This window comes from Streptococcus infantis (assembly GCF_018499575.1).
Lineage (GTDB): Bacteria > Bacillota > Bacilli > Lactobacillales > Streptococcaceae > Streptococcus > Streptococcus infantis_K.
On the sequence record NZ_JAHDAP010000001.1, the window covers coordinates 855,043 to 877,933 of the forward strand.

Here is a 22,891-nt window from a genome sequence, read left to right on the forward strand (position 1 = left end):
CTCAGTACTCCAAATCATCAATATCCTGTGGTTGAGGATTGATAACAACGCTCTTGACACCAGCATCATGCATCTGAATCACGCGATCAGCTATGGGAGCTAGCGAAGCATTATGAGTCACGATGATAACGGTGGCTCCTTTTTTACGTGACATATCTTGAAGAATCTTTAGAACCTGCTTACCAGTCTGGTAATCCAAGGCTCCCGTTGGCTCATCACAAAGGAGAATTTTAGGATTTTTAGCCACCGCTCGGGCAATGGAGACCCGTTGTTGCTCGCCACCAGATAGCTGGGCTGGAAAATTATTGAGACGATGGCCTAAGCCAACATCCTTTAAAACCTGCTCAGGATCCAAGGCATCTGCAACAATTTCTGAAGCTAGCTCGACATTTTCCTTAGCAGTCAAGTTAGAAACCAAATTATAAAATTGAAAGACAAAGCCAACATCATCTCTGCGATAGTTGGTTCTCTGATGAGAAGTGAAATTCGAGATATTGGTCCCGTCAATCCAAACTTGCCCTTCATCATTTATATCCATTCCGCCTAGAATATTCAAAACTGTTGACTTTCCTGCTCCAGATGAACCAAGGATAATGACCAGTTCTCCCTTTTCAATCTCGAAGTTGACATCACGATTGGCTACGATTTCTGTGTCTCCTGTATGATATCTCTTATAGCTATTTTTCATTTCAATGTAAGCCATCCTATCTCCTCCTCTTCTATCCCTATTTTCATCTTTATTATAACTCTTTTGAGGAGAGAAAGAAAGCTTATCCTTGTAGACTTTAGAGAGATTTTTAAACTTCTAAAAAGCACTGAAAACAGGCCAGTATGACCTTGCCTTACTCACCTTATTTCTAATACTCTTCAAACCACGTCAGCTTTGCCTTGCCGTACTCGAGTACAGCCTTCGGCTAGCTTCCTAGTTTGCTCTTTGGTTTTCATTGACTATAAGGCAATTCTCCTAGTTTGATGTTTGGTTTTTGTAGAAAATCATCTCAATCTTCTTTTGCAATTGAGTCTTGAAATAAAAAAGCGAACAAGACCAGATTCTGTTTATCAGAAAACTAGTTTGTCCACTTTTTTAGTTAAGTTTGGATTGTTAGTCCAATCTCTATGATCAACATAATGTCAGATCATTTTATTCTTCGTCTTTTCTCTTGCCCATTGCAAACAAACCTAGGAGCATTCCCATAACACCTGCTGTTGCAAGAATAGCATTTTCCTTAGCACCTGTTTCTGGGAGAATATTTTGACGACTTGCAGGTGCCTGATAAGTCTTGTCTTGTGACATAGCGAGAGCTACAAGAGATTGATTATCTTTGTACTCTGGGACATCATTGACAGCTGCTTCAACTCCGTTTACACCACCTGTGTATTCCGGTACATCGTTAACTGCTGCAAAGACTGCATTAGCCCCACCTTTATACTCTGGGACATCATTGACAGCTGCTTCAACTGCATTCACACCTCCAGTGTATTCTGGAACTTCATGAACTGCTGGTGCAACTAGCTTCGATCCTCCTGTATATTCCGGAACTTCATAAACTGCTGGTTCAACTCCATTCACACCTCCAGTGTATTCTGGAACTTCATGAACTGCTGCTTCAACTGCATTCGCGCCTCCAGTGTATTCTGGAACTTCATAAACTGCTGGTTCAACTCCATTCACACCGCCTGTAAATTCTGGAACTTCATGAACAGCCGCCTCTTCTCCGTTCACACCGCCTGTAAACTCTGGGACTTCGTGTACAGCTGGTTCTGTCTTAGCACTTTCAACATCTGCTTTCGTCAATTGAATGCGGTATTCCTTAACGTGTTTACCACTTTCTGAAACAAGATGGATCAAGACTGGAAGTTTGTCGTCACCACTATCAACAACAGTTGCTGCAACTTGCTCGCCAGCTTCTACTGTCACTTTAGGACGATTTCCACGGTAGGTTACTTGGTAATCCACACGATCTTCAGAGAAGTCAGCAATCTCTTTACCATCCACAAGAAGTTTGGCAGCTGTACTATCCTTAGGTTCCTCACTTGGAGCGATAAAGGCCATCTCTGTAATAGCTACACCCTTGGTATCCGCTTTTCTTTCCATGCGCCATCTCATAGCCTTCGCTTTGACTGGAGCAAAGGTTACATGGATATCCGTTCCTGCTTGAATCTCTTGATCCGCACGGTATTCAACTTTCTCCCAGTTAGAAGGGGTGTTGAATGGGTGTTCTGGATCGTATGGTTGGTAGTTAGAGTAGTATTCTGGCGAATCAAATTCTGGTCCCACATAGCGCTCTAAGACTAGTTTAGAAGGCGCATCTGTTCCGCCATCTGAGAAGAATCGAATGCTTCCTTCAGCGACTGTACGTTCAACAATCTTGCCAGCTTCTCTAAAGATAACCCCTACTGAAACTTCTGGATTATCAGATGGAGTTGGAGACCAGTTGGTCCAACGACGGGTTTCATCATCAGAACCATCGTTAACATAGTCCACACGATCATGAGAATTTGGATCAATATCATTGGTTGCTGAGGCAAATGAACGGTTGCTATCATCATCGAAATCAGGGTTGTCTGATAGGTTTTCACCGAGTTTATCAGTCACACGTACTGCTACTTCAGCAGTTAAATCAGTACCTAAAACGCGACCACGAACTGTAAATTCACCTGCAGTCGCTAGATTTTCAGCTGGAACTTCATCCCATTCAACTGCCAAGTCTTTGACTTCATAGCCATCTTTACCTGAGAAGTAAACAGCGACTTTCGCAGGTAACTCAAGTGTATGCCCCTTAGCAACCAAGCGTGATGTTTTCACAGCAACAACAGGTTTACTTGCTAGCAAGTCCTTATCATTTGTAAAGTGTAGACGGTACTCTCCTAGAATATCTCCATTTTCAGCCTTAACAACAACACGAACTGGATCACCTTCATGTACGCTTGGAATCACTGTAGCAATACCATTATCTGATACACTTGCTGTTACAGTTGGTACCTTGTCTTCCTTAGCTTCTAAATAATAGTCAGTCAAGCCAGGGTTAAAGTTTGGCAAATCTTTTCCATCTACTTGAATTTGAGCTTGAGCTTTCTTAGCTGCTGCTACTTGTTTAGAGAAGACTTGCATTTCTGTAATAGAAGTTCCCCATTTACCATCTGGTCTAACCATACGGATACGAACTGCATAGGTATTGACTTTATCAAAGCTAAAGTGGGTCATTTCTCCAGCTCTCACTTGATCTGGAGCTTTAAGATTTGTCACTTGTTTCCAATTACGATCATCGTTAAAGACATGGTCTTCACTAGCAACAAAGCTTGGATTCTTAGGAACTGTTGGAACATCTTTTCCTACATAGTATTCAATCACATAAGACTTAGGTGCACCAACACCGTGGTCTTCGTGGAAGGCAACATTGAGATTGTCAACCGAACGTTTAGACAAGATACCAGAATCACCAAAGAGAATTCCTACCGATGCTTCACTTGTACGTTTCCAGTTAGTCCAACGGTTTGCTGGTTGGTCGTTAAATGAGATTAGTTTGTCATTAACATTGGCTACTGAGTCGCTTGGATTTGAGTCTGATGCAAAGGCAAGTGGCAACTCAGAACCTGTCCACTGGTCAGAAATGTTAGCACCAGTTTCTGTCTGAGCAGACACACGAACATGAAGTTTGGTTGGTAGTTGAGTACCTTCCACATGTCCTGTCACTGTAAAGCTACCTTCTTGTGCATATTGGCTCGGGTCAATAGCATCCCAAGTCACCTTAGCTGAAGATACTTGGCCGTTTGAGTGGTAAGTACGAACACTTTCTGGCAATTGAGGAGCTTCTGAAACAGGAGTTGTTGTCGTCACTTCTTCGACTGCAATGATACCTTCTACAGAAACTTTTGCATGAGCTTCGTTTTCGATTCCTTCAACTTTACCTAGGACATCAAAGCTGTGGTATTTAGCAAGGTCTTCCTTAGCAATTGCTTGCCAAGTCACCTTGTGAACTTTTGGAAATCCTTTGTCGTACTCTACAGTTACTGTCTCAGGTAGACTTGGTTCTTGGTTCAAACCTGTCACAACACTAACTGGACGAATGGCTTGGACAACTTTGCTTTCAGTGTTTGCTTGGATGTTCAAGTCAATCTGACCTTCTGCTCCTTCAAATTGAGCTTTCAAAGTTACTTGACCAGGTTTATGCAATTCAAGCATACCTTTACGAACAGCTACGTCTCCTTGACCTGATGTAGAGAAGCTTACCTTGTCAGCCTTCAATTCTGCCTGTGTACCATCTTGATAGTGAGCCAATACCTTGATACCAACTGTTTGGTCTTCTTTCAGTGCAGCTGCATTTTCTACTTCTAGGCTCAAACGTTCAATCTGCGGAGCTTCCTGCAAGAACTGGATAGCGTAAGTTTGCAATGCTCCACCATCATTTGGTTGAACATAAATACTTGCACGCATACCATTTGCTTCGTTAGCTTGAATAACAGTCACTTGCGCATTTTCAGCTAAAGCTTTGACTTCAGGTAAAGCAGTTCCATAAGCAAGTTTATGGTATAGAACTGGTTGATCCGTTGAGAGCCCTTCTACAGGCTGGTCTGCTACAGTTACAGTCGGTACTACTGGAGCAGCTGCTTGACCTTCTGCGACTACAAAGGTCGCATCGATTTGGTCATCACCTGAAATTCCTTTAGCTTGGATACGAGAGCCTGGGATAGCTAATTTAGCTTGATCTTCTGCTGCAACTTCCCACTTATCAACATCATAACTTCCTACAGTACCATCTGACAATACATAGGTAACAGATGGGTCAACCGTACTTAGATCTGTAGTTGGTGCAATTCTCTTAACTACCGGTAATTCTGTTTCGAGGGCCAAGACTTCAACACGCGCTTCTACATCACGACCATTTGCCACACCTTTAACAGTAAAGATACCAGGTTCGTTGACATTAACTGCTGACCATTCTACTGGAAGTTTTTCACGGCTACCATCACTATAAATAAATGCTACTTTTGAAGGCATTTTCGCTTCTTGACCAATAACGGTACGTACTTTAGGCACTTCTGTTCCTAAAACTGTTTTTTCTGCTTGGTCTTTTTTACCTGTGAAGATCGTTGTTTGACCAGATTTCAAGAAATCAGAGTGGGCAGTCAAAGTGAATTTCCCTGCTTGCTCCGTTGATTTGACAATCACAACACCCTTACCATTAAAGGCTTTGCGAATCCATGAACCATCTGCTTGTTCTTTGTAACGTTCGCGGCTGGCTTGTTCCCCGTTGTCCACACCGACAATCTGACCTTGTCCATGTAACTGGAAGCGAACTAGGTTATTGGCAGTTGGAACTACGTTTCCTTTGCTATCAACGATTTCGTAGTAGATATAAGTAAGGTCTTTTCCGTCAGCTGCAATAGCATTTTCTTCTTTGACCAAACGAACCCCTGCAGGTTCTCCAGCAGTCACAATCTTATCACGAGCAATGATATTACCTGCTTCGTCACGAGCTACTGCTTCTAAAGTACCAGCTTCAAAAGCAACCTTCCATTCAAGGTAAAGTTCATTCGGTTTAGCACCCTCTTGGTAAGTACGTCCATCACTTGTTTGTTTTTTAGTAAATGTCTTCTTGCCTAGAGTATTACCATTCAAGAATAGTTCTACACTTGCCGCATTAGAATAGGCACGGACTGGAATATTACCATCTGCATCCGCTACATTCTCTTTTAGGGTAGGATTTCCCCAGTTCCAGTGAGGAAGCAAGTGAACCATTGGTTTCTTCTCAGCAGAAACCCATTGGCTTTGGTACAAGTAGTAGTCATTTTTTGGAATACCTGCTGTATCTACGATACCAAAGTAAGAACTCTTAACTGGTGTGTGGTTTTGGTTGTGCCATGGAGTAGGTTCACCGATATAGTCCGTACCTGTCCAGATGAACTGACCTGCATAACCTGCATTGTCACGGTCAAAAGTCCAAGATGCAGTAGCTGTTTTACCCCAGCCAACACGGTCATTACCGTAGTCTGATTGCTCGTAATGACGGTAAGCCTGATTGCTGTGGACCAATTCACGTTCTGGTCGGAAATAACTTCCACGTGTACGAGTAGCTGAGGAAGTTTCAGAACCGTAAATCAACCAATTTGGATGTTTCGCACGAAGTTTCTTGTAGTTGTCTTCTGAATAGTTAAATCCAACCGCATCAAGTTCATTGGCAATCTTTTCATGGTCACCACTACCATCACCAAAGCGGAACTTATCTGCTCCCATAGTGACATAGCGTGTCTTATCAACAGCCTTAATAACTTGAACCAAGCGTTTAACTGTTGATAAAGAACGAGGTTTTCCGTCTGCTTCACCGATTTCATTACCGATAGACCACATAACGATAGCAGGGTTGTTCTTTCCTCGTTCAACCATGGTACGAAGGTCAAAATCAGACCATTTTTCACCTTTCTTAGCATCTGGGTGAGTGGCATCTTTGTCAAAGAAGCGACCGTAGTCATACTGTTTCTTACCACCATACCAAGTATCGAAAGCTTCTTCTTGGACCAACAAACCAAGCTCTGCGGCAATTTGTAAAGTTTGCTCACTAGCTGGGTTGTGAGTTGTACGGATAGAGTTGACACCCATATCCTTCATTTGTTTCAGACGACGGTATTCTGCCTTATAGTTTTCTTCAGCCCCTAGAGCTCCATGGTCATGGTGAAGAGAAACACCATGGAATTTAATGCGTTCACCATTCAAAGAGAAGCCTTCATTTGGTGTCCAGTTGTAATAACGGTAACCAAACAAGTCCTTCTTAGCATCGACCAATTGACCATCACGATAGACACGAGTCACCAATTCGTAAAGAGCTGGTTGGTCGCTATGAACTGTCCAAAGTTTTGGTTTATCAACTTGTAAAATAGCATTTAAGCTAGCTGATTGATGAGCTTTCAACACTTGACTAGCTGTACGAACTAGATCAGTTACAGCTTGACCATTACGTTCGATGATTTGGTATTCAGCAAGAATTTCATGATCTTTATCATCAGTATTGACAATCTTACTTGTTACATGAGTATCAACCTTGCCATTCTGTTGTTTTTCAAGGTCTGGTGTTAAGATAGTTGTTCCATTTTTCTCAGTATGAACCTTATCTGTGACTTGAAGAGTAACATCACGGTAAATCCCGCTTCCTGAGTACCAACGGCTACTTGGTTGTTTATTAATGGCATGCACTGCAACGACATTTTCGCGACCGTCTTTATGGAGATAGTCAGTGATGTCATATGAGAATTGGTTGTAACCATTTGGATAGTGACCAACTAGCTGTCCATTTACATAAACCTGAGAATCCATGTAAACCCCATCAAATGTGATACGAACATTCTTATTGAGGTCTTCTTCATCGAGTTTAAAGGTCTTACGGTACCAAGCATCACCACCATTGAGTTGGCCACCTTCGTTTTGGGCAGGTGAGTCATGGTCAAAGTCATTGTAGATACTCCAGTCATGAGGAAGGTCTAATTTCTTCCAACTAGAAACATCGGCATCTGGCTTGACCGCATCTTTGGCATTGGCATTGAGTTTGAAATGCCAGTTTTGATTGAATTCAACTTTTCTATCCTCAATCAACTGCTTCACCTCATCATTAGTTGCAGGTTTTAGCTCAGGCTTTTCTGTTTGTGCAGATTGATCTTGAGTCACAGCAGGAGCTTGTTTCTCTACATCGGAAGTTTCTTTCTTCTCGGCAGTAGCTTCAGTAGTTGGGGCCTCTTCTTTTTTCTCTACTTCATGTTCAGTTCTAACTGCTTCACTAGTGACAGTTTCTCTTGTTACAGGTTGTTCAGAAGCTTTTGAATCTACAGCTTCCTCTTTAGGAGTTTCTTTCTCCACTTTTTCTGTAGCAACTGCAATTGGAGTTTCATCAGCAGAAACTGGGGTTGCACTAGCTACACTTGCTCCAAATAAGACTGAGCATGTCCCGATAAGCACTGAGCATGTCCCGACCGTGAATTTACGGATGCTATAGACACTTTTACGATTCCAATGATCTTTTCCCATAGGGTTCTCCTTATTAAGTAACCGCTTCCATTTTTGTCGAAAGCGCTTTACTTTTGTTGTATTTATTACTTCTATTCTATAAAATAATATAGGAAACATCAATAGAATCCCTATAAAAATTATACTTTTGATTCTTTTTTCTATAATTTGTAGAAAACTTTGAAAATCTGAATGTACATTTAGAAAAATACATCAAAACAGCTGTTTCACTTATAGAAACAGCTGTTACTGAAAAACTATTCTGAATTTACCTTCGATTACTGATTATCCTTCTTTTAACATGTTTAGCATTTCATTTTTACGTTCTTCTAGCTCTGCAATTTGCTGGAGTAAAAGTCCTGAAAAATCACAATTAAGCTCTTCAGTTTCTCCACTGCTATACCAATCCAAAGCTACTATGTGATTGTCCTTATCAAAGCAGAAAATTACATCTCCATCCCCGATGACAGACAGAAATGGAATATAATCCTCAAAGCCCAGAGCGTGTAATTCCTTGGTTTTAATTCGAATATCTAAGAAATCTGGGATGCCATTTGCAATTCCAAAAACCTTAATACCTCGGCAGAAGGTCCAAAATGGTGCTACATCGTAAGCCTTGGCTCTTGGCCATAGCTCTTCCCTGACTTCCATAAAGAGACCTCCCAGAGCTGACATGGTGAATTCTCTGAAATCTTCTGGCAGACGAATGCCATATTGAGTTTCAAAATCCTGAACATCTTCTTCCGATGGTTCATTGCCCATGCAAGCGACAACTTGATAAGTGTCCTTATCATAGTGACGAAAATAATCATAAACTTCCTTGAGTGCCATTATCCAACTCCTTATCCTACATAGATATACTCAATAACCACATCACATAGTTGATGATCCTTGTCATAGCCAAAGTAAACAGGATAATTTCCATCTCCAAAACCAGATTGAATCATTGGAATAGTCAGGTCTGTATGTGGTATTTTAAAGTTAATCCAATCACCGCCTTCTCGTTGATATAGGGGATGTTCTATGGCATTTTGAGCAAAAATTTCCTGAAAAAAATCATCATAGATGTTTTTTTCAGGATTTTCTTGATACCATTTTTCTTCAAAATCACAGTAGGCATTTTTTGTATCAACATCGACAATAGTTGCCAAGCCTGCATCGACTGAAAATCCAAAATAAGAATCTTCTTCAACAGAATCCAGGTTTTCAGTACCAGTTAAAGCTTCATAGTAAACAACTGGAAGTTTATCTGTAAATTGAACTCTTGTTGCAACATACCTATAATGATCTTCTTCGATTTTAACTACCAAGGTTTTGAGAGGAAATGTTCCTTTTGGAACGGTCTCTAAATAGGGTTTTTCATTCCTACGGAGCCAGACCAAGGGATCCCTAACTAAAATTTCTCCACTTGGGAAGGTCACTTCCCCCATATCTAAGACAAAGACTTCCTTGCCGTCTATTTCTTTCATCTCGAAACACTCTGCGTAATTGACAGACGAGGTCAAAATATGTTTGATTTCTTGGTATTTTTGCAACCATTCTTCAGAAACTTGAAGTTTTTCCATCGGTCTTTCCTTTCTAGTTTAAAACAAGCATGTGTTGGAGTTAAAAACCGGTTTAAATCGAATCTAAATAAACCACAAATCCATCTGGTAAGATGATTTGTTGTCCCTCCTTAACTTGACAATGACTCGCTAAATCAACTGAATCTCTATCCAAGACAAAATTTTCCTTAGACTGATTAAAGATAGCCTGAACTTCTTTTCCTTCGTAGCTCCACTTCAAGGAAAGAATATCTGGTTTCACTTCTTCTAGCTTATTGATTCCATATTGAATAATGCTTGAAATTTCCTTACGGACCTTGATTAATTTCTTCATGAAATTCAGCATATCATTGTCCCCAGAAACACGATCCCAAGGCATGACACGACGGCAATCGGGATCTGGTCCACCTTTAAGTGCCAGCTCTGTTCCATAATAGATACAAGGAGCCCCTTTTTGAAGATAGAGGAAGGCGAGAGCAGCCTTGACATGCTGGATATTTCCTTTAGCGGTCGTGAGGATACGCTCTGTATCGTGAGAGTCTAAAAGGTTAAACATCACTTCCGAGATTTGTTGCTTGTAGTACATAGACTGGCTGTTGATTTCTGAAATAAACTGCTCCGTCTTTTTATGCTGACGCAAGAAATAATCCTTGATACTTTCAGAAAGAGGGTAGTTCATAACTGCATGGAACTCATCCCCTTTTAGCCAAGGCTGAGATGTATGCCAGATTTCACCTAAAATATACAAATCAGGCTTTTTAGCCAGAACTGCCTTTCTGAAATCTCTCCAGAACTGGTGGTCAATTTCATTGGCAACGTCCAAGCGCCAAGCATCAATATCAAAATTCTCAATCCAATAGGTCGCAACACTTAAAAGAAATTCTTTAACTTCCGGGTTGGCTGTATTTAACTTAGGCATATAGCTAGCAAAGGCAAAGGTACGATACGGTAATTCTTTTGGCTTCTTCAGTTTATCCTCAGTAATTGGAAATTCTTGAATATGGAACCAATCCTTATAAGCTGACTTTTCTCCATTCTTCAGAACATCTTGCCACTGAGCCGACTGATAACCGATATGGTTAAACACCGCATCAAGCATGATCTTAATGCCACGTTTATGAGCTTCCTCTACTAGATTACGAAAGACTTCCTTGTCTCCAAAGTGACGGTCAATTTCAAAATAATCCGTCGTATCATATTTGTGGTTGGTCGTAGCTTCAAAAATCGGACAGAGATAAAGCCCAGTGATTCCCAAATCTTTTAGATAGTCTAGATGATCGATAATCCCTTGCAAGTCTCCACCAAAAAAGTCATCTCTTTCAGGTGCAATCTCTGCATCCCACTCTCGAGCTCCATCTGGAGTTAGGTTTGGATTTCCATTAGCAAAGCGTTCTGGAAAAATCTGATACCAAACAGCTTCTGAAACCCAACTAGGAACCTGGCAACCATCGATTTCGTGAATATAAGGAAGTTTGAAACCATTGCCTTCAGCATCCAAGTTTTTTTGAGTATATTCTACACAACCCTTATCACCATAGTAGACACCCTGGCCTTCTGTATCAAGAAGTTCAAAGAGATACTGAATCCGTGCAAAATCAACAGACACTGTAACCTGCCAATAATCAAATAAAGCATCTGAGGTTACTTTTGTCATTTCCTTCTTGGCTTCATACTTATCCTCAATGAAAATAAAGGGATCACCATAATGCAAAATGACCTTTTGAATATCATCTTTCTTTGTTCTGATTCGGATATGCAACTGATTTTCTTTGTAAAGATAAGCATACTCTGATTCTGGTCTATGATAAATGGCTGTTAATTCCATGTCTTGTCTCCTATAATCAATAAAAACGCAAACGTTTTCATAAACGATATTTCTAGTATACTATTTTACAAGTTAAATTGCAATACTGGGTCAAGTTTCGCAAGAAAATAGGTCAAAATAAATACTCAGATTGATCAAGAAATATCAGCACCTATCAATAAAAAGCTCCCAAACTCAGCCTCACAGCCTAGTCAATCTGACAAAGAGCAAGTTCTTTTAATCCTCTGTCGTACAGGAAGGTTAAACAAAAGTTGTCTGTTATATTTTGAACCTTGTGTTTACTCATTCCTCTAGGCAAGGCTATATCGCACAATTCTCTTGTTGCCAGAGAAAATAGCTTTTGCTTGCCCTTCCAGTCATCATTTTTAAATAGGGGGCTCAGGATAAGATAAGGCGAATCCGTAAAAATTCCATTGACACCAGCTTTTTTGCCTAAAGCCTTTAAATGTTCAGATTCTAATAACTTTTCGATAATACGACCATCACTAGAGATTTTAACTAGGGCATAATAGTCCATGCCCCATTTATTGACAGAGGTTTGACTTTCTCCAGAGGTAAAGGCATAGAGCTCTTGCTGCCAATATTTCAGACTATCGATTTTAGGCCAAGCATCAGAGTTCGTGTCGTGGTAGTTTAAAGCTTTTTTATCAATATGCGAATAAGTGGTCCACTTCGCCTGCTTTTTCTCTCTATCAAATTCTAAAAGGGCAAAGTTTCTTGCCTGATTTGTATAAACTTGATCTTCAAAACACACGGGTATCTGGTCGCTATCTGATACTATTTGAAAATATCTCTCTTGTGCCTTTTTAGGAAGTATACTTTGCGAATCCTTTATGGCAATGATTTCTGGATGAGAAAAATCACCAGTATAATAGATTATTTCCTTGCCAGCCTTGATGATGCCAATATTTTGTCCATCTGTAAAGAGTATAGGCTCTTCCTCCCAAACATGGTCACAAGCCCAAGCATCTATCTCCTTGACTCCCAAAGGAGACACTTCTAGCAGACAGTAGCGATTAAAAGCTTCCTTCTCACTGGTCAATACAAAGGCTCTACCATCATGTAACATGACAGAATTGAAAACACTATTGTAGTCCTTGTCTAGTTCCCATTTGTTCAATAGGCTTAACTTTAACTTCCCCATTTTCTTCCTCCTAATCCATCACCACTCGTTGATGGCAAATAGAATGGCTGATCTAATATTTCTTAGCAATTGATCTGAAAGTTCATCGTATACTTGACCCAGTCCCTTGTCTTGTGCAAGCCATCCAGGACCATCATTCCAGGAGCCCATTCCTCCAAAAACATCAGCTGCACTTGTAGCTCTAAATATGCTTAGATGTTGCGGTGGAATTTGAGGTTCTGCCAGTCCTTTACCAGATTCTGGATCTAGCAAAAAGTTTCTAGCAGAGTGAAAGACTTTGGCAAAGTTCTCACATTCAATTTTACTTGCTAAATCTTCCATACGAGCCAATATGTCCTTAAATTCTTCTATATTATTTTCATAGTGGGGAAGGTCTTGAAAAGGCCTTTCCCATTCATACTCAGTGTAGGTAACATCCCAGCCCCTGACTGGGGAAGCAGATTTCCAATTTGGTAGGAAATAACTTGTCTTCCCATCTTTATAAAAACAAAGAATTGAACTCTGTGTTGTATTGGAGAAACCTAAAATACCTCTGTCTTCAACTGAAATGGGGCAAAATAATTGTAAGTCCTTCAAACCTTTTTCCTTAAGGTGTTCAAACCAATCAGTTACAGAAAGTTCCGTAACTTTCCCCTTTTCTGACGGCAGAATTTGAAAACTCATCTTATTTGTATATTTTTCAGGCTTATACCATATTTCTTTGCCACTTTTCAAAGCCTTCCTAGCTGCTGCCACGATACAGGCTATTTGATACATTTGTCCGTTCATATGATCTCATCCATTATCCCTTCAATCAGATTTCTAAGGCTCTCTGCTACATAAATCACTTGGTCAGGATCATGGATGTAGCAAATAATCTGCCCTTCCTGACCCTCCTGGTCTGGATCAAAATCCAGCATAAGATAACAAGAGTCACAATACTGGGCAAAAGGAAGCCATTTTTTATTAAAAAGATAAGGCTTAATCCTGCTATCACGCATATTTTCCAGGTCTTGACTAGAAAAATAGTCGGGAAATTCGGTTAACAGAGCATCTCTATTTTGAAAGTACTTTTTACAAGTCTCAATTTCCTGTAGACTCATGAGAGAAAAAGTCAGATCTCTCTGGTCAATCACACAAGGTAAAATAGAGAGGTATTTACTCCCATTCTTATAGCTATAAAGCTCTTTGAAGTCACTAGGTAGACGAATACCAAATCTTTCCTCAAAGCCTTGAAGCTCTTCCTCGGAAGCACCAGAAATATCCTGATAATCTTCCAGATATCCTTCCTCTACAGGATCATCCAAATCCCAGTCTTCAAAACACTCACAAATATAAGTTTCTATTTTTTTAACTTGGTCAATTAGTTGCATAATCCCACCATGATTTCTTTATTTTATCTGTCTTCCAATGCTTTTTACCGATTATAACTTGGTTCTTTTAAGTCAATTGGGTTAGGATTTTGCTTAATCCATGCAAGAGCCAATTGGCAGAGGCGGTCCAGGCGAGGCTCGTCATCATTCTCTTTGCTATGGATTTGCGCAATGACTTGCTTGATTTCTTCCAATTCTTGATCTGAAAGAGAGCTTCCTAAAGACAGGTAATGAGGCATAGCCTGTAGCATCTTGCGGTAATCCCTGTCCCAGTTTGCCCCACCATTACGATCCAGTTCATCTCGGACTCGACCTGGTATACGGATAACTTCTCCCTGAACAGTTTTGGCTGGCCCACTCGAAGGGATTAAGAAGGACCAAAGTTGCTCATATTGTTCCTCCCAGGAACCTTCTACTAGCTTAATCGGTGAAACTCCATCATGAGTAAGGCGTTTTTCTACAGGCTTGACGTCAAAGAGCTCATAGAGTTTTGCTAATCCTTTATCTGCAACCTCTATGTAGTCAGGATGGATACTTTCTCGATGAAATTCAAAATCCTTGCCGATTTGCTCAACTCTTTCCTTCATTTTAGAGGTTTTCTTAGCACCTGCTTCTAGTAACATAGAGGCAATTTCAGCAGTTTGGGCAATATAGATCCCCCGACAAACCATCAAGACTGAAGCTAGTGGAGTTCTTCCCATATCATTCTCTACATTGACATTTGCTCCCTTGTCAATTAAAAATTTGACTGTTCTAGGATGAAAAAATTCAGCTGCCATATGTAGAGGGGTCTCGCCATAGGTATTGGGCTTTTCAATGTCTGCCCCCAATTCACACAAGAGTTTTACTGTATCTCTACCCAAGATTGCTTGACGGTATAAAGGAGTCGCTCCATAATAATCTGGGACATTTATATCTAGGCCCTTTTCTACCAGCCAGATAACCAATTCATCCGGGACTCCTCCCATATGCAAGGGTGTACATAAGCTAAATCTTCCATCATGGGCATTCAACTCACACTTGTCATACACGGCCTTTAATTGGTCAATATTGCCGTCAGTCAGTAGTTCATTAAAGTCCTTCGGTAAGGTTACTCTTTTCTTTGCCATCTTTAGTTCCTTTCTTCTGATTTAGCATCTAGGGCAAGCCAATGAAGATTGTCAACAGTTTTCAAAGTCCGGACTTGTCCATCGTAATCATTTTTCAACTCAAGACCGTTTTGCTCAATAGATATATGATTGTACCAGTGGTCTAGGCTGGCGTATTTCCCCATATGAATGTTGATGAGTATCGTCGTTATGGGATTCCAAGTCCCTTTTTTAACCGTTTCTGCTAAGAGGTAGTAAGCATCTAAAAATATGAGATTTCTCCCATAGATCCAAAAGGGCAGTTCAAGTTCTAACAAAGGTAACTTGGCAGAAAAAATCTCATCACCGTGTGGTGGCACGGTTTCATAATGAAATTCTATCTCACTGCCACAATAGGCAATCAAGGCTCCCTGACATCCGATATTTTGAGGAATTCCCTCCTCAGCTACTATAAATTCCATGACCTGCTCCTTTTATTTTCAACCATAAAATCCGACCAGACTCTGCCAGAATATCAAACTGGACTCATGGCCTTTTCTAGTCATCAAGTGGATGAAGTCACTTTCACAATCCTTCCAAACTGCAGATTGAGCCGTTCCCATGGCTCTAACAAATGCTAGAAAATCTGGTGCCAGCCATATTTTTTCATCATAGGTCATCTCTGCATCAAGAGCATAGACAGTCCCAGATTGACAATCCAGCAAAATAGTGTAGGGATCTCCATTTGCAATGATGATCAAGCCACTTTCTTGTAGAGTCGAGTAATCATGGTATTCCAAATTGCGATTGATCAGCCAAGTAAGACTAGTGCCGTCCCCATATCCAAACTGGTAACTTAAAAAACCGACCTGCCCCCAGTTATAAGCCAGAATATATTTCCTAAAAATCGGATCCAAATCTTGGATTTGCAGTTGTTTTTTCAAACGATCCAGTTCAGACACAGGTAGATCTGTTTGGCTCAGGACAATTCCTTCACTTATCTCAGGGGCAAGTCCTTGTGTTTCTTCTTCAATAATGGAAATGATTTGGTCAATTGTCAATAATTCCATTGTCAACCTCCGACTATAACTAGTCCATTTTCTAGGGCAAACTAGTTAATTTAGGTCTTCTTTTTTCTGATGAACTTTCTTATCTCTATTATACCTCAAAGCTATCTAATAGGGATAAACTACCAGTATTTTCAGGGATTATTTTTAATGAACAACTTCTCCTAATTAAAGCAAAAAGCCCTTCCTCAAGGGAACAGCTTTCTCACTTATAATTAAAGGTTTCTCCTGCCAACTTATCTGCCAGCTTAGGAAAGAGAGTATAAAACTTGTGGGCTAGATTGAGTAAGACTGGAAGATTAAGCTCTCGTTTATTTTTTCCTATGGTCTTAACGATTTTTTTCGCAACTGTATCTGGCTCCAGTAGGAAGCGGTCGACCGATTTGAGGTAGGTCCCATCTGGGTCTGCCTGGTCAAAAAATCCTGTACGGATAGGTCCTGGATTGACCGTTGTCACATAGACACCATAGGGCATGAGTTCGAGACGTAAAGCATTTGAAAAACCAATGGCCGCAAATTTGGTCGCTGAGTAGAGACTGGACTTGCTAGTCGCTATCAATCCTGCCATGCTGACGATATTGATGATATGTCCTTTTCGAGTCTCCTTCATAAGAGTTCCAACCAAACGAGACAGATTCATGAGAGCAAAGGTATTAACCTCAAACATCTGATGAATATCTTGATAAGAAATCTTGTCAAATTCATCAAAAATCCCGTAGCCAGCGTTGTTAATTAAAACATCAATCTTGCCATAACGCTGGTAGAGTTCAGCTACTAGCTCTTCTATGGCTTGAGCATCGGTTATATCCATTTCAATCAATTCAGCATGTGGATGGTTTCCGTATAATTGAGCTAATGTTTCCTTATTTCTACCAAGCAAAATGAGTTGATCATCTGGTAAAAGTTTGACCATTTCTTGGGCTAGACCACCACTAGCTCCTGTTATGAGAATAGTAGACATACTTTTCCTTTCTCAATCTTCTAGATTTCCACTTCTTCTAGGTCTTTAACCATATGGACATTTTCAAAAATCGTTGCCGCATCTTTCTTGAGCTGGCTGATATCCTTAGAAAGAAAACGAGCGCTGATATGGTTGAGTAAGAGTCGTTTGGCTCCTGCTTCTACTGCGACTTGCGCAGCCTGCATATTGGTTGAGTGGCCATGATTGCGGGCAATTTTCTCATCCCCTTTGCCATAAGTAGATTCATGGACAAGGACATCCGCATTGACAGCCAGACGCACACTGGCATTAGTTTTTCGAGTATCACCCAAGATAGTGATAATCTTACCTGGACGTGGAGCTGAGATGTAGTCTGCTGCCTTGATCTCAGTGCCGTCCTCTAATACGACATCCTGACCGTTTTTAATTTTTCCAAAAAGCGGTCCAAATGGCACACCAGCAGCCTTGAGTTTTTCTGCATCCAAGGTTCCTTCAAGGTCTTTCTGCATGACACGATAACCCACACAGAAAATAGTGTGATCCAACTCTTCCGCATAAACCGTGAATTTATCAGTTTCAAGAATTTTCCCTAGAGAATCTTGGTCAAATTCATGAAAATGAATCTTATAAGGCAGACGTGAACCAGACACACGCAGACTTGTCAAAACAAAAGATTTGATGCCTTGGGGGCCATAGATTTCCAAATCTGTCTGCTCTTCATTGGCCTGAAAGGCACGACTTGAGAGAAAACCAGGCAAACCAAAGATATGATCTCCATGCAAATGGGTGATAAAGATTTTGCTGACCTTTCGTGGTCGAATTGTGGTTTCCAGAATACGGTTTTGCGTTCCTTCTCCACAGTCAAAGAGCCAGACTTCGTTAATCTCGTCCAAGAGTTTCAGAGCGAGACTTGAAACATTGCGGGCTTTAGAGGGCTGACCAGCCCCCGTTCCTAAAAATTGAATATCCATTTGATACTTTCTAATTAATCAATATATAACATAGCAGTTCTGTTTTCAGAGCGATAATACAGCTTGCCAGAAAAAGCTCTAGCTTCTTGTAGTAAATCCTCTTGGCTATATCCCTTTAATCGCTTTCTTCCATCTGCTAAGTTCTCTAAGTCAGTTAAAGCTGTGAGATTTTCCATGCTAACAACTTCTTCGTCTCCGATAGCCTTCGTGTAGATGTTGCCAGACTCCTCAAAAACGAGCTGATGAGGGAAAATTTGCGCAATCTCAAAGAGTAATTCATCCGTAATGACTTCCTCAGCTTCTGAAAAAATGCGACCAAGACCTTCTTTTTCGTAGCAAAATCCAAAGGATTTACCAGATAGATTGAGGCGAATAAAGGGCTTGTTTTCTAGAGTGAAACTTGGATCAGTATTATAAAGATTCAACTCCCGACTCAATTCAGCAAAATAATCTGTCGCGGCTTGAGGGCTCTTCTTTTGGTAGAGTTCTGCAAAGTAGGCATTCACTACGCTGGGTGGAGGAGTGATGAGAGCTAGCTGTTCCTGGTCAGATCTACCAGCTAAAAGCTGATCTAGATAGACCTTGTCCAGACTCGTATATCCACCATACTTGAGAGCTAATGTTTTAATATCAGTCATAAAATTCCTCTAATCTCCATTTGTTTTTCTCAGAAATGTAGCCTGTGATGACTTGACCATCATCTTGGTAGTCACGTTCTTCTAGAATCGCAACACTTTCTAAATCATGAATCTTGTAAGATTTAGAAAAAGGCACGCGCAGGGTAAATGCTTCAAAAATTTCCTTAATTTTACCTAGCAATAAAGTCTGCAACTGTTCTCGACTATCTTTAGACTTTGCCGAAATCAGAGCGTATGGCGTTTGAGTAGGCGTAAAGTCCTCCACTAAATCCGCTTTATTATAAAGGGTCAAGCGAGGAATATCCTCCATATCCAAGTCTTTCATGATGGAGAGGACCGTTTTTTCATGTTCCTCATGGTAAGGATTGCTGGCATCGATGACATGAACCAAGAGATCTACATGCTTGCTTTCTTCTAGAGTAGATTTGAAACTAGACACCAACTCTGTCGGTAGGTCTTGAATAAAACCAACGGTATCGGTTAAAGTTACTTGTAGATTCCCTCCCAGATGGATGCTTTTAGTTGTAGCATCAAGAGTCGCAAAAAGCTCATCCGCTTCATACTGGGTCTTGCTGGTCAAAGTATTCATAATAGTTGACTTCCCAGCATTGGTGTAACCAATCAAACCAATCTTAAAGGTGCTTGACTCCAAACGTTTTTCTCTGACTGTCGCTCGATTTTTCTCAACCACCTTGAGTTGGCGTTCGATATCTGTAATCTGGTTGCGAACGCTCCGACGATTTAGTTCTAGCTGACTTTCACCTGGACCACGGGAACCAATCCCCCCTGCCTGACGACTAAGCATAATCCCCTGACCAACCAAACGAGGCAAGAGGTACTTGAGCTGGGCAAGATGAACTTGGAGCTTGCCTTCATGACTGCGAGCTCTCATGGCAAAGATATCCAAAATTAACTGCATACGATCAATAACTTTAACACCTAAGACCTCCTCTAAATTGACATTTTGTCGAGGGGTCAGACGGTTATTGACGATGACCGTCGTGATTTCTTCTGCGTCCACCATTTGAGCAATTTCTTCCAACTTACCAGAGCCAACAAAGGTCTTGGAGTCGTATTTTTCGCGTTTTTGTCTGTAGCTATCGACGACGACCGCCCCAGCTGTCTTGGCTAAACTAGCCAGTTCCTCCATGGAGAGGTCAAAATTATCCATGCCCTGGAGTTCAACTCCAATCAGCAGGACTCGCTCCTCTTTTTTCTCCGTTTCAATCATTTAAAAACTCCTCAATCTGGTTTAAAATGCGGTCTTTCACACCAGATTCTCCTATCTGATAAAAGGTCACCTGCATGCGATTGCGGAACCAGGTCAACTGGCGCTTGGCAAATCGGCGAGTCGCCTGTTTTAGGCTGTCACTAGCTTCTTCCAAGGACTGCTCTCCACGAAAATAAGGGAAGAGTTCCTTATAACCTATCCCTTTAGCAGCCTGCACATCTGGACAATGGTCAAACAACCATTTAGCTTCCTCCAAAAGTCCAGCTTCAAACATCAGGTCCACTCGGTGATTGATACGCTCATAAAGCTGACTACGCTCATCATCCAAGCAAATAATCAGTGGTTCATATAAACTTTCTTGATTTTCCAAGTCTTGAGCAAAATGGGCAATTTCTAAGGCACGCATGGCACGACGACGATTAAATTGGGGAATTTCAAGGCCTGCTTGATCCACCAGATGGGCTAAGACCTCATCTGAAAAAGACTCTAAGCTAGAACGGTAGGCTAAAATATCCTCATGAGGTGTCTCGCCACCTAGATGATACCCCTCTAGCAGACTCTGGATGTAAAGTCCTGTCCCACCGGCGATAATAGCAAGCTTACCACGACTTTGAATATCCTCAATGGCTGCCTTGGCTTCAGAAACAAAATCAAAAGCCGAGTAAGACTCGGTTACATCTCTAACATCGATTAAATGATGAGGGACAGTTGCCTGCTCCTCCGGACTAGCCTTGGCTGTTCCAATGTCTAGTCCTCGGTAGACCTGTTGGCTATCTCCACTAACTACTTCGCCATTGAATCGCTGAGCAACTTCAATAGCGAGAGCAGTCTTTCCAACTGCAGTTGGACCAACAATCACAATTATTTTGCTTTTCATCGTTTTTCCTTGAAAAATTCCCATTTTTTCGTTACTATTATTATATCACAAAATGGACAGGCAGAAAAATGCTATTTCTTAAGCTATTTCCGTCTGATTTATAAATAAAAGGAGGAAGACTCATGGCTAAAGGATTTGCTAAAGGTCTCGTAACAGGTGTTGCAGGAACTGTTGCTGCTGTTGCAGGTGCAGTATACGCATTCAAAAAGAAAGTGATTGAACCAGAAGAACAAAAAGCAGCTTTCATCGAAGAAAATCGTAAAAAAGCAGCTCGCCGTCGTGTATCACGCTAATCAATAAAAAAGAAGTTGGATTTTCCAACTTCTTTTTATGTTATTAAATAGCCAAATCAAACTTCAACTGCGGTTTCACAGGATCATAGTCAACCAACTCAAAATCCTCTGCTTTAATATCAAAGAAGTTTGTCTTGTCTGGTACATTCAAGACCAAACGCGGTTGGCAATTTGAAGGTTCACGACGGAGCAATTCCTGAGCTTGTTCAAATTGATTATCATAGATGTGAAGATTATTGATAAAGTAGAAGAATTTTCCAACTTTCCAACCAAAATGTTTAGCAATCATCATTTGAAGAGCCACATATTGCATGGCATTGATGTGATGAGCTACCAGCATATCGTTAGAACGCTGAGTCAAGGTCGTATCCAGATAAATTTTCCCATCTACACGACGGACATCAAACATGGTCTGGAAGGCACATGGAAGAAGGCCATCTGTTTCCTCAAAGGCTTGGTAATCCCAGAGAGAGATGATATTGCGACGGTTCCAAGGATTAGCTTCCAACTGCTTAAGGATTTTGTTGATGATATCATGCTTCTTAACCACAGCCCCATAACGCTCACCAATTGTCCCTGTATCTCCCACTTCCCAGTCATTCCAGTAGTGTACATTGTACTTGTCATTAAGAACCTCTAGGCTATTGGACTGGTCTTGGTAGATCCAAAGAACTTCCTTGATAGCTGATTTGATGGCAATTGGACGTAGGGTTGTAATGGGAAATTCACCCTTTGACAAATCATACTCTGCAAAAGCCCCAGTCACATACTTAGAGTTAGCAACAGTTCCATCCTTATACTTGGGACGAGCCTGTTCTGAAAAGACTCCTTCATTGAGAATTCGCTCAATATTTTCTTTAAAAATTTGATCTGCTTTTGTCATTTACTCTCTCCTCAACGTTTATTCTTAACTAGTATAGCATAAAAAAAGAAAGGAGGAAAATCACTCGCTTCAAGATAGTGATTTTCTCCTTCTTTTGCTTCTTATTGCAAGACAAGAGATGCTGCTCCGATAACTCCAGCGTCATTTCCTAGAGTCGCAAGAGCTAGCTTAGTTGTTGTGCGAACTTGTGGGAAGGTATTTTCATCATAAACCTTTTGCACGCCTTGAAGAAGGAATTCTCCTGCAGCCGATACACCACCACCGATAACGATTGTTGATGGATTTAGGATGGAACCAATGTTGGCACACGCGATTCCCAAGTAACGTGAGAAATTACGGTAAACGATCAAAGCGAGATCGTCCCCTTCTTTTGCCAAGTCAAAGACAGTTTTAGCGGTTACTTCTTCACCATCGTCGATCAAGCGTTTTAAGGCTGCATCACCTTCATACTCATCTGCATAACGACGAGTTAAATTGACAATACCTGTTGCTGAGGCTACTGTCTCAAGACATCCTTTTTTACCACAAGTACATGCGATTGGTTGGTCAAAATCAACTGTGATATGGCCAAGCTCACCTGCAGCACCTGCAACACCGTGAAGTAATTTTCCTTCTGCCACGATACCGCCACCAACACCTGTACCAAGTGTCATAAAGACAACATCTGGTTGGTTTTCACCAGCACCCATCCAACGCTCACCAAGAGCAGCTACGTTAGCGTCATTGTCGATAAAGAATGGAATACCCAAGGCTTTTTCCATCTTTTCTTTGATTGGTTGAAGAGTTTTCCAGTTGAGGTTATAGGCTCCGATAACAGTTCCATTTTCACGGTCAACCACACCCGGTGAACCCATACCAATCCCTTGGAAATCTGCTGCAGACAATCCAAGTAATTCAAAACGATGTTGAATAGATTCAATCATATCATCTACGATATGGCTTCCTTCATCCAAAATGTTAGTCTTGATAGACCATTTTTCTTGGATTTCTCCTTCTTGAGTTAAAATTGCAAACTTGATAGAAGTCCCACCAAGGTCAATCCCGATAATCTTTTGACTCATATTTT

19 protein-coding genes and 1 pseudogene are annotated in these 22,891 nt (G+C 41.0%); 1 reads left to right on the forward strand and 19 read right to left on the reverse strand.

What is annotated here, in order from left to right; translation table 11 throughout:
- Window position 1 precedes the first annotated feature (1 nt).
- From KJR31_RS04190 to miaA, 17 genes and pseudogenes are all read right to left on the reverse strand, one after another.
- Window positions 2-703: an ABC transporter ATP-binding protein gene (locus KJR31_RS04190; RefSeq protein WP_214262210.1), complete on the reverse strand. Its 702-nt coding sequence runs from the start codon at window positions 701-703 to the stop codon at window positions 2-4.
- Window positions 704-1,141: 438 nt separating this feature from the next.
- Window positions 1,142-1,570, reverse strand: a complete 429-nt coding sequence (locus KJR31_RS08635) for an SIALI-17 repeat-containing surface protein (RefSeq protein WP_434223049.1) — start codon at window positions 1,568-1,570, stop codon at window positions 1,142-1,144.
- An 87-nt stretch (window positions 1,571-1,657) separates the two neighbouring features.
- A pseudogene (gene bgaA, locus KJR31_RS04195) lies at window positions 1,658-8,014 on the reverse strand (LPXTG-anchored adhesin/beta-galactosidase BgaA); the annotation flags it as partial.
- A gap of 264 nt (window positions 8,015-8,278) precedes the next feature.
- Window positions 8,279-8,824: an SMI1/KNR4 family protein gene (locus KJR31_RS04200; RefSeq protein WP_214262212.1), complete on the reverse strand. Its 546-nt coding sequence runs from the start codon at window positions 8,822-8,824 to the stop codon at window positions 8,279-8,281.
- Window positions 8,825-8,835: 11 nt separating this feature from the next.
- A complete protein-coding gene (locus tag KJR31_RS04205; protein WP_214262213.1) occupies window positions 8,836-9,558 on the reverse strand; it encodes a DUF4241 domain-containing protein in 723 nt (240 codons plus the stop codon).
- Window positions 9,559-9,610: 52 nt separating this feature from the next.
- Complete coding sequence (locus KJR31_RS04210) at window positions 9,611-11,362, reverse strand: glycoside hydrolase family 13 protein (RefSeq protein ID WP_214262214.1); 1,752 nt, start codon at window positions 11,360-11,362, stop codon at window positions 9,611-9,613.
- 187 nt (window positions 11,363-11,549) lie between these two features.
- On the reverse strand, window positions 11,550-12,506 hold the full coding sequence (locus KJR31_RS04215; protein WP_214262215.1) for a hypothetical protein: 957 nt from the start codon (window positions 12,504-12,506) through the stop codon (window positions 11,550-11,552).
- An 18-nt stretch (window positions 12,507-12,524) separates the two neighbouring features.
- A complete protein-coding gene (locus tag KJR31_RS04220) occupies window positions 12,525-13,274 on the reverse strand; it encodes a hypothetical protein (RefSeq protein ID WP_214262216.1) in 750 nt (249 codons plus the stop codon).
- Entirely contained in the window at window positions 13,271-13,858 is a 588-nt protein-coding gene (locus KJR31_RS04225) for an SMI1/KNR4 family protein (protein WP_214262217.1), read from the reverse strand. The genes KJR31_RS04220 and KJR31_RS04225 overlap by 4 nt, the downstream gene beginning before the upstream one ends.
- 44 nt (window positions 13,859-13,902) lie before the next feature.
- On the reverse strand, window positions 13,903-14,967 hold the full coding sequence (locus KJR31_RS04230) for an ankyrin repeat domain-containing protein (RefSeq protein WP_214262218.1): 1,065 nt from the start codon (window positions 14,965-14,967) through the stop codon (window positions 13,903-13,905).
- Window positions 14,968-14,969: 2 nt separating this feature from the next.
- Window positions 14,970-15,407 (reverse strand): hypothetical protein, encoded by a 438-nt coding sequence (locus KJR31_RS04235; RefSeq protein ID WP_214262219.1) that lies wholly within the window; start codon window positions 15,405-15,407, stop codon window positions 14,970-14,972.
- A gap of 18 nt (window positions 15,408-15,425) precedes the next feature.
- Window positions 15,426-15,995, reverse strand: a complete 570-nt coding sequence (locus KJR31_RS04240; RefSeq protein WP_214262220.1) for an SMI1/KNR4 family protein — start codon at window positions 15,993-15,995, stop codon at window positions 15,426-15,428.
- Between the two features lie 202 nt (window positions 15,996-16,197).
- The gene (locus KJR31_RS04245) at window positions 16,198-16,953 is read right to left on the reverse strand and encodes an SDR family NAD(P)-dependent oxidoreductase (protein ID WP_214262221.1); all 756 of its coding nucleotides are present in this window, start codon (window positions 16,951-16,953) and stop codon (window positions 16,198-16,200) included.
- A gap of 20 nt (window positions 16,954-16,973) precedes the next feature.
- Complete coding sequence (rnz, locus tag KJR31_RS04250) at window positions 16,974-17,903, reverse strand: ribonuclease Z (RefSeq protein WP_214262222.1); 930 nt, start codon at window positions 17,901-17,903, stop codon at window positions 16,974-16,976.
- A gap of 14 nt (window positions 17,904-17,917) precedes the next feature.
- The gene (locus KJR31_RS04255; protein ID WP_214262223.1) at window positions 17,918-18,541 is read right to left on the reverse strand and encodes a cystathionine beta-lyase; all 624 of its coding nucleotides are present in this window, start codon (window positions 18,539-18,541) and stop codon (window positions 17,918-17,920) included.
- Window positions 18,534-19,772, reverse strand: coding sequence for a GTPase HflX (gene hflX, locus KJR31_RS04260; protein ID WP_214262224.1), 1,239 nt, complete (start codon window positions 19,770-19,772; stop codon window positions 18,534-18,536). Before hflX ends, KJR31_RS04255 begins: the two co-directional genes overlap by 8 nt.
- Window positions 19,765-20,649, reverse strand: coding sequence for a tRNA (adenosine(37)-N6)-dimethylallyltransferase MiaA (gene miaA, locus KJR31_RS04265; protein WP_214262225.1), 885 nt, complete (start codon window positions 20,647-20,649; stop codon window positions 19,765-19,767). Before miaA ends, hflX begins: the two co-directional genes overlap by 8 nt.
- 122 nt (window positions 20,650-20,771) lie before the next feature.
- Between miaA and KJR31_RS04270 the strand changes: the two genes are divergently transcribed.
- Entirely contained in the window at window positions 20,772-20,942 is a 171-nt protein-coding gene (locus tag KJR31_RS04270; RefSeq protein WP_001051780.1) for a DUF3042 family protein, read from the forward strand.
- 43 nt (window positions 20,943-20,985) lie between these two features.
- Here KJR31_RS04270 and KJR31_RS04275 read toward each other — a convergent pair whose 3' ends face one another.
- Together KJR31_RS04275 and KJR31_RS04280 are read right to left on the reverse strand one after the other, a co-directional pair.
- A complete protein-coding gene (locus KJR31_RS04275; protein ID WP_214262226.1) occupies window positions 20,986-21,825 on the reverse strand; it encodes a thymidylate synthase in 840 nt (279 codons plus the stop codon).
- Between the two features lie 101 nt (window positions 21,826-21,926).
- Window positions 21,927-22,886 (reverse strand): ROK family glucokinase, encoded by a 960-nt coding sequence (locus tag KJR31_RS04280; protein WP_214262227.1) that lies wholly within the window; start codon window positions 22,884-22,886, stop codon window positions 21,927-21,929.
- Between the last annotated feature and the right edge of the window lie 5 nt (window positions 22,887-22,891).

Coding starts and splice junctions, on each gene's coding strand:
- KJR31_RS04255 (WP_214262223.1), bottom strand. CDS start 18,541: ATGACTGATATTAAAACATTAGCTCTCAAGTATGGTGGATATACGAGT.
- KJR31_RS04230 (WP_214262218.1), bottom strand. CDS start 14,967: ATGGCAAAGAAAAGAGTAACCTTACCGAAGGACTTTAATGAACTACTG.
- KJR31_RS04220 (WP_214262216.1), bottom strand. CDS start 13,274: ATGAACGGACAAATGTATCAAATAGCCTGTATCGTGGCAGCAGCTAGG.
- KJR31_RS04215 (WP_214262215.1), bottom strand. CDS start 12,506: ATGGGGAAGTTAAAGTTAAGCCTATTGAACAAATGGGAACTAGACAAG.
- KJR31_RS04240 (WP_214262220.1), bottom strand. CDS start 15,995: ATGGAATTATTGACAATTGACCAAATCATTTCCATTATTGAAGAAGAA.
- KJR31_RS04275 (WP_214262226.1), bottom strand. CDS start 21,825: ATGACAAAAGCAGATCAAATTTTTAAAGAAAATATTGAGCGAATTCTC.
- rnz (WP_214262222.1), bottom strand. CDS start 17,903: ATGGATATTCAATTTTTAGGAACGGGGGCTGGTCAGCCCTCTAAAGCC.
- KJR31_RS04225 (WP_214262217.1), bottom strand. CDS start 13,858: ATGCAACTAATTGACCAAGTTAAAAAAATAGAAACTTATATTTGTGAG.
- hflX (WP_214262224.1), bottom strand. CDS start 19,772: ATGATTGAAACGGAGAAAAAAGAGGAGCGAGTCCTGCTGATTGGAGTT.
- KJR31_RS04205 (WP_214262213.1), bottom strand. CDS start 9,558: ATGGAAAAACTTCAAGTTTCTGAAGAATGGTTGCAAAAATACCAAGAA.
- KJR31_RS04245 (WP_214262221.1), bottom strand. CDS start 16,953: ATGTCTACTATTCTCATAACAGGAGCTAGTGGTGGTCTAGCCCAAGAA.
- KJR31_RS04200 (WP_214262212.1), bottom strand. CDS start 8,824: ATGGCACTCAAGGAAGTTTATGATTATTTTCGTCACTATGATAAGGAC.
- KJR31_RS04210 (WP_214262214.1), bottom strand. CDS start 11,362: ATGGAATTAACAGCCATTTATCATAGACCAGAATCAGAGTATGCTTAT.
- KJR31_RS04280 (WP_214262227.1), bottom strand. CDS start 22,886: ATGAGTCAAAAGATTATCGGGATTGACCTTGGTGGGACTTCTATCAAG.
- KJR31_RS04235 (WP_214262219.1), bottom strand. CDS start 15,407: ATGGAATTTATAGTAGCTGAGGAGGGAATTCCTCAAAATATCGGATGT.
- KJR31_RS04270 (WP_001051780.1), top strand. CDS start 20,772: ATGGCTAAAGGATTTGCTAAAGGTCTCGTAACAGGTGTTGCAGGAACT.
- miaA (WP_214262225.1), bottom strand. CDS start 20,649: ATGAAAAGCAAAATAATTGTGATTGTTGGTCCAACTGCAGTTGGAAAG.
- KJR31_RS04190 (WP_214262210.1), bottom strand. CDS start 703: ATGGCTTACATTGAAATGAAAAATAGCTATAAGAGATATCATACAGGA.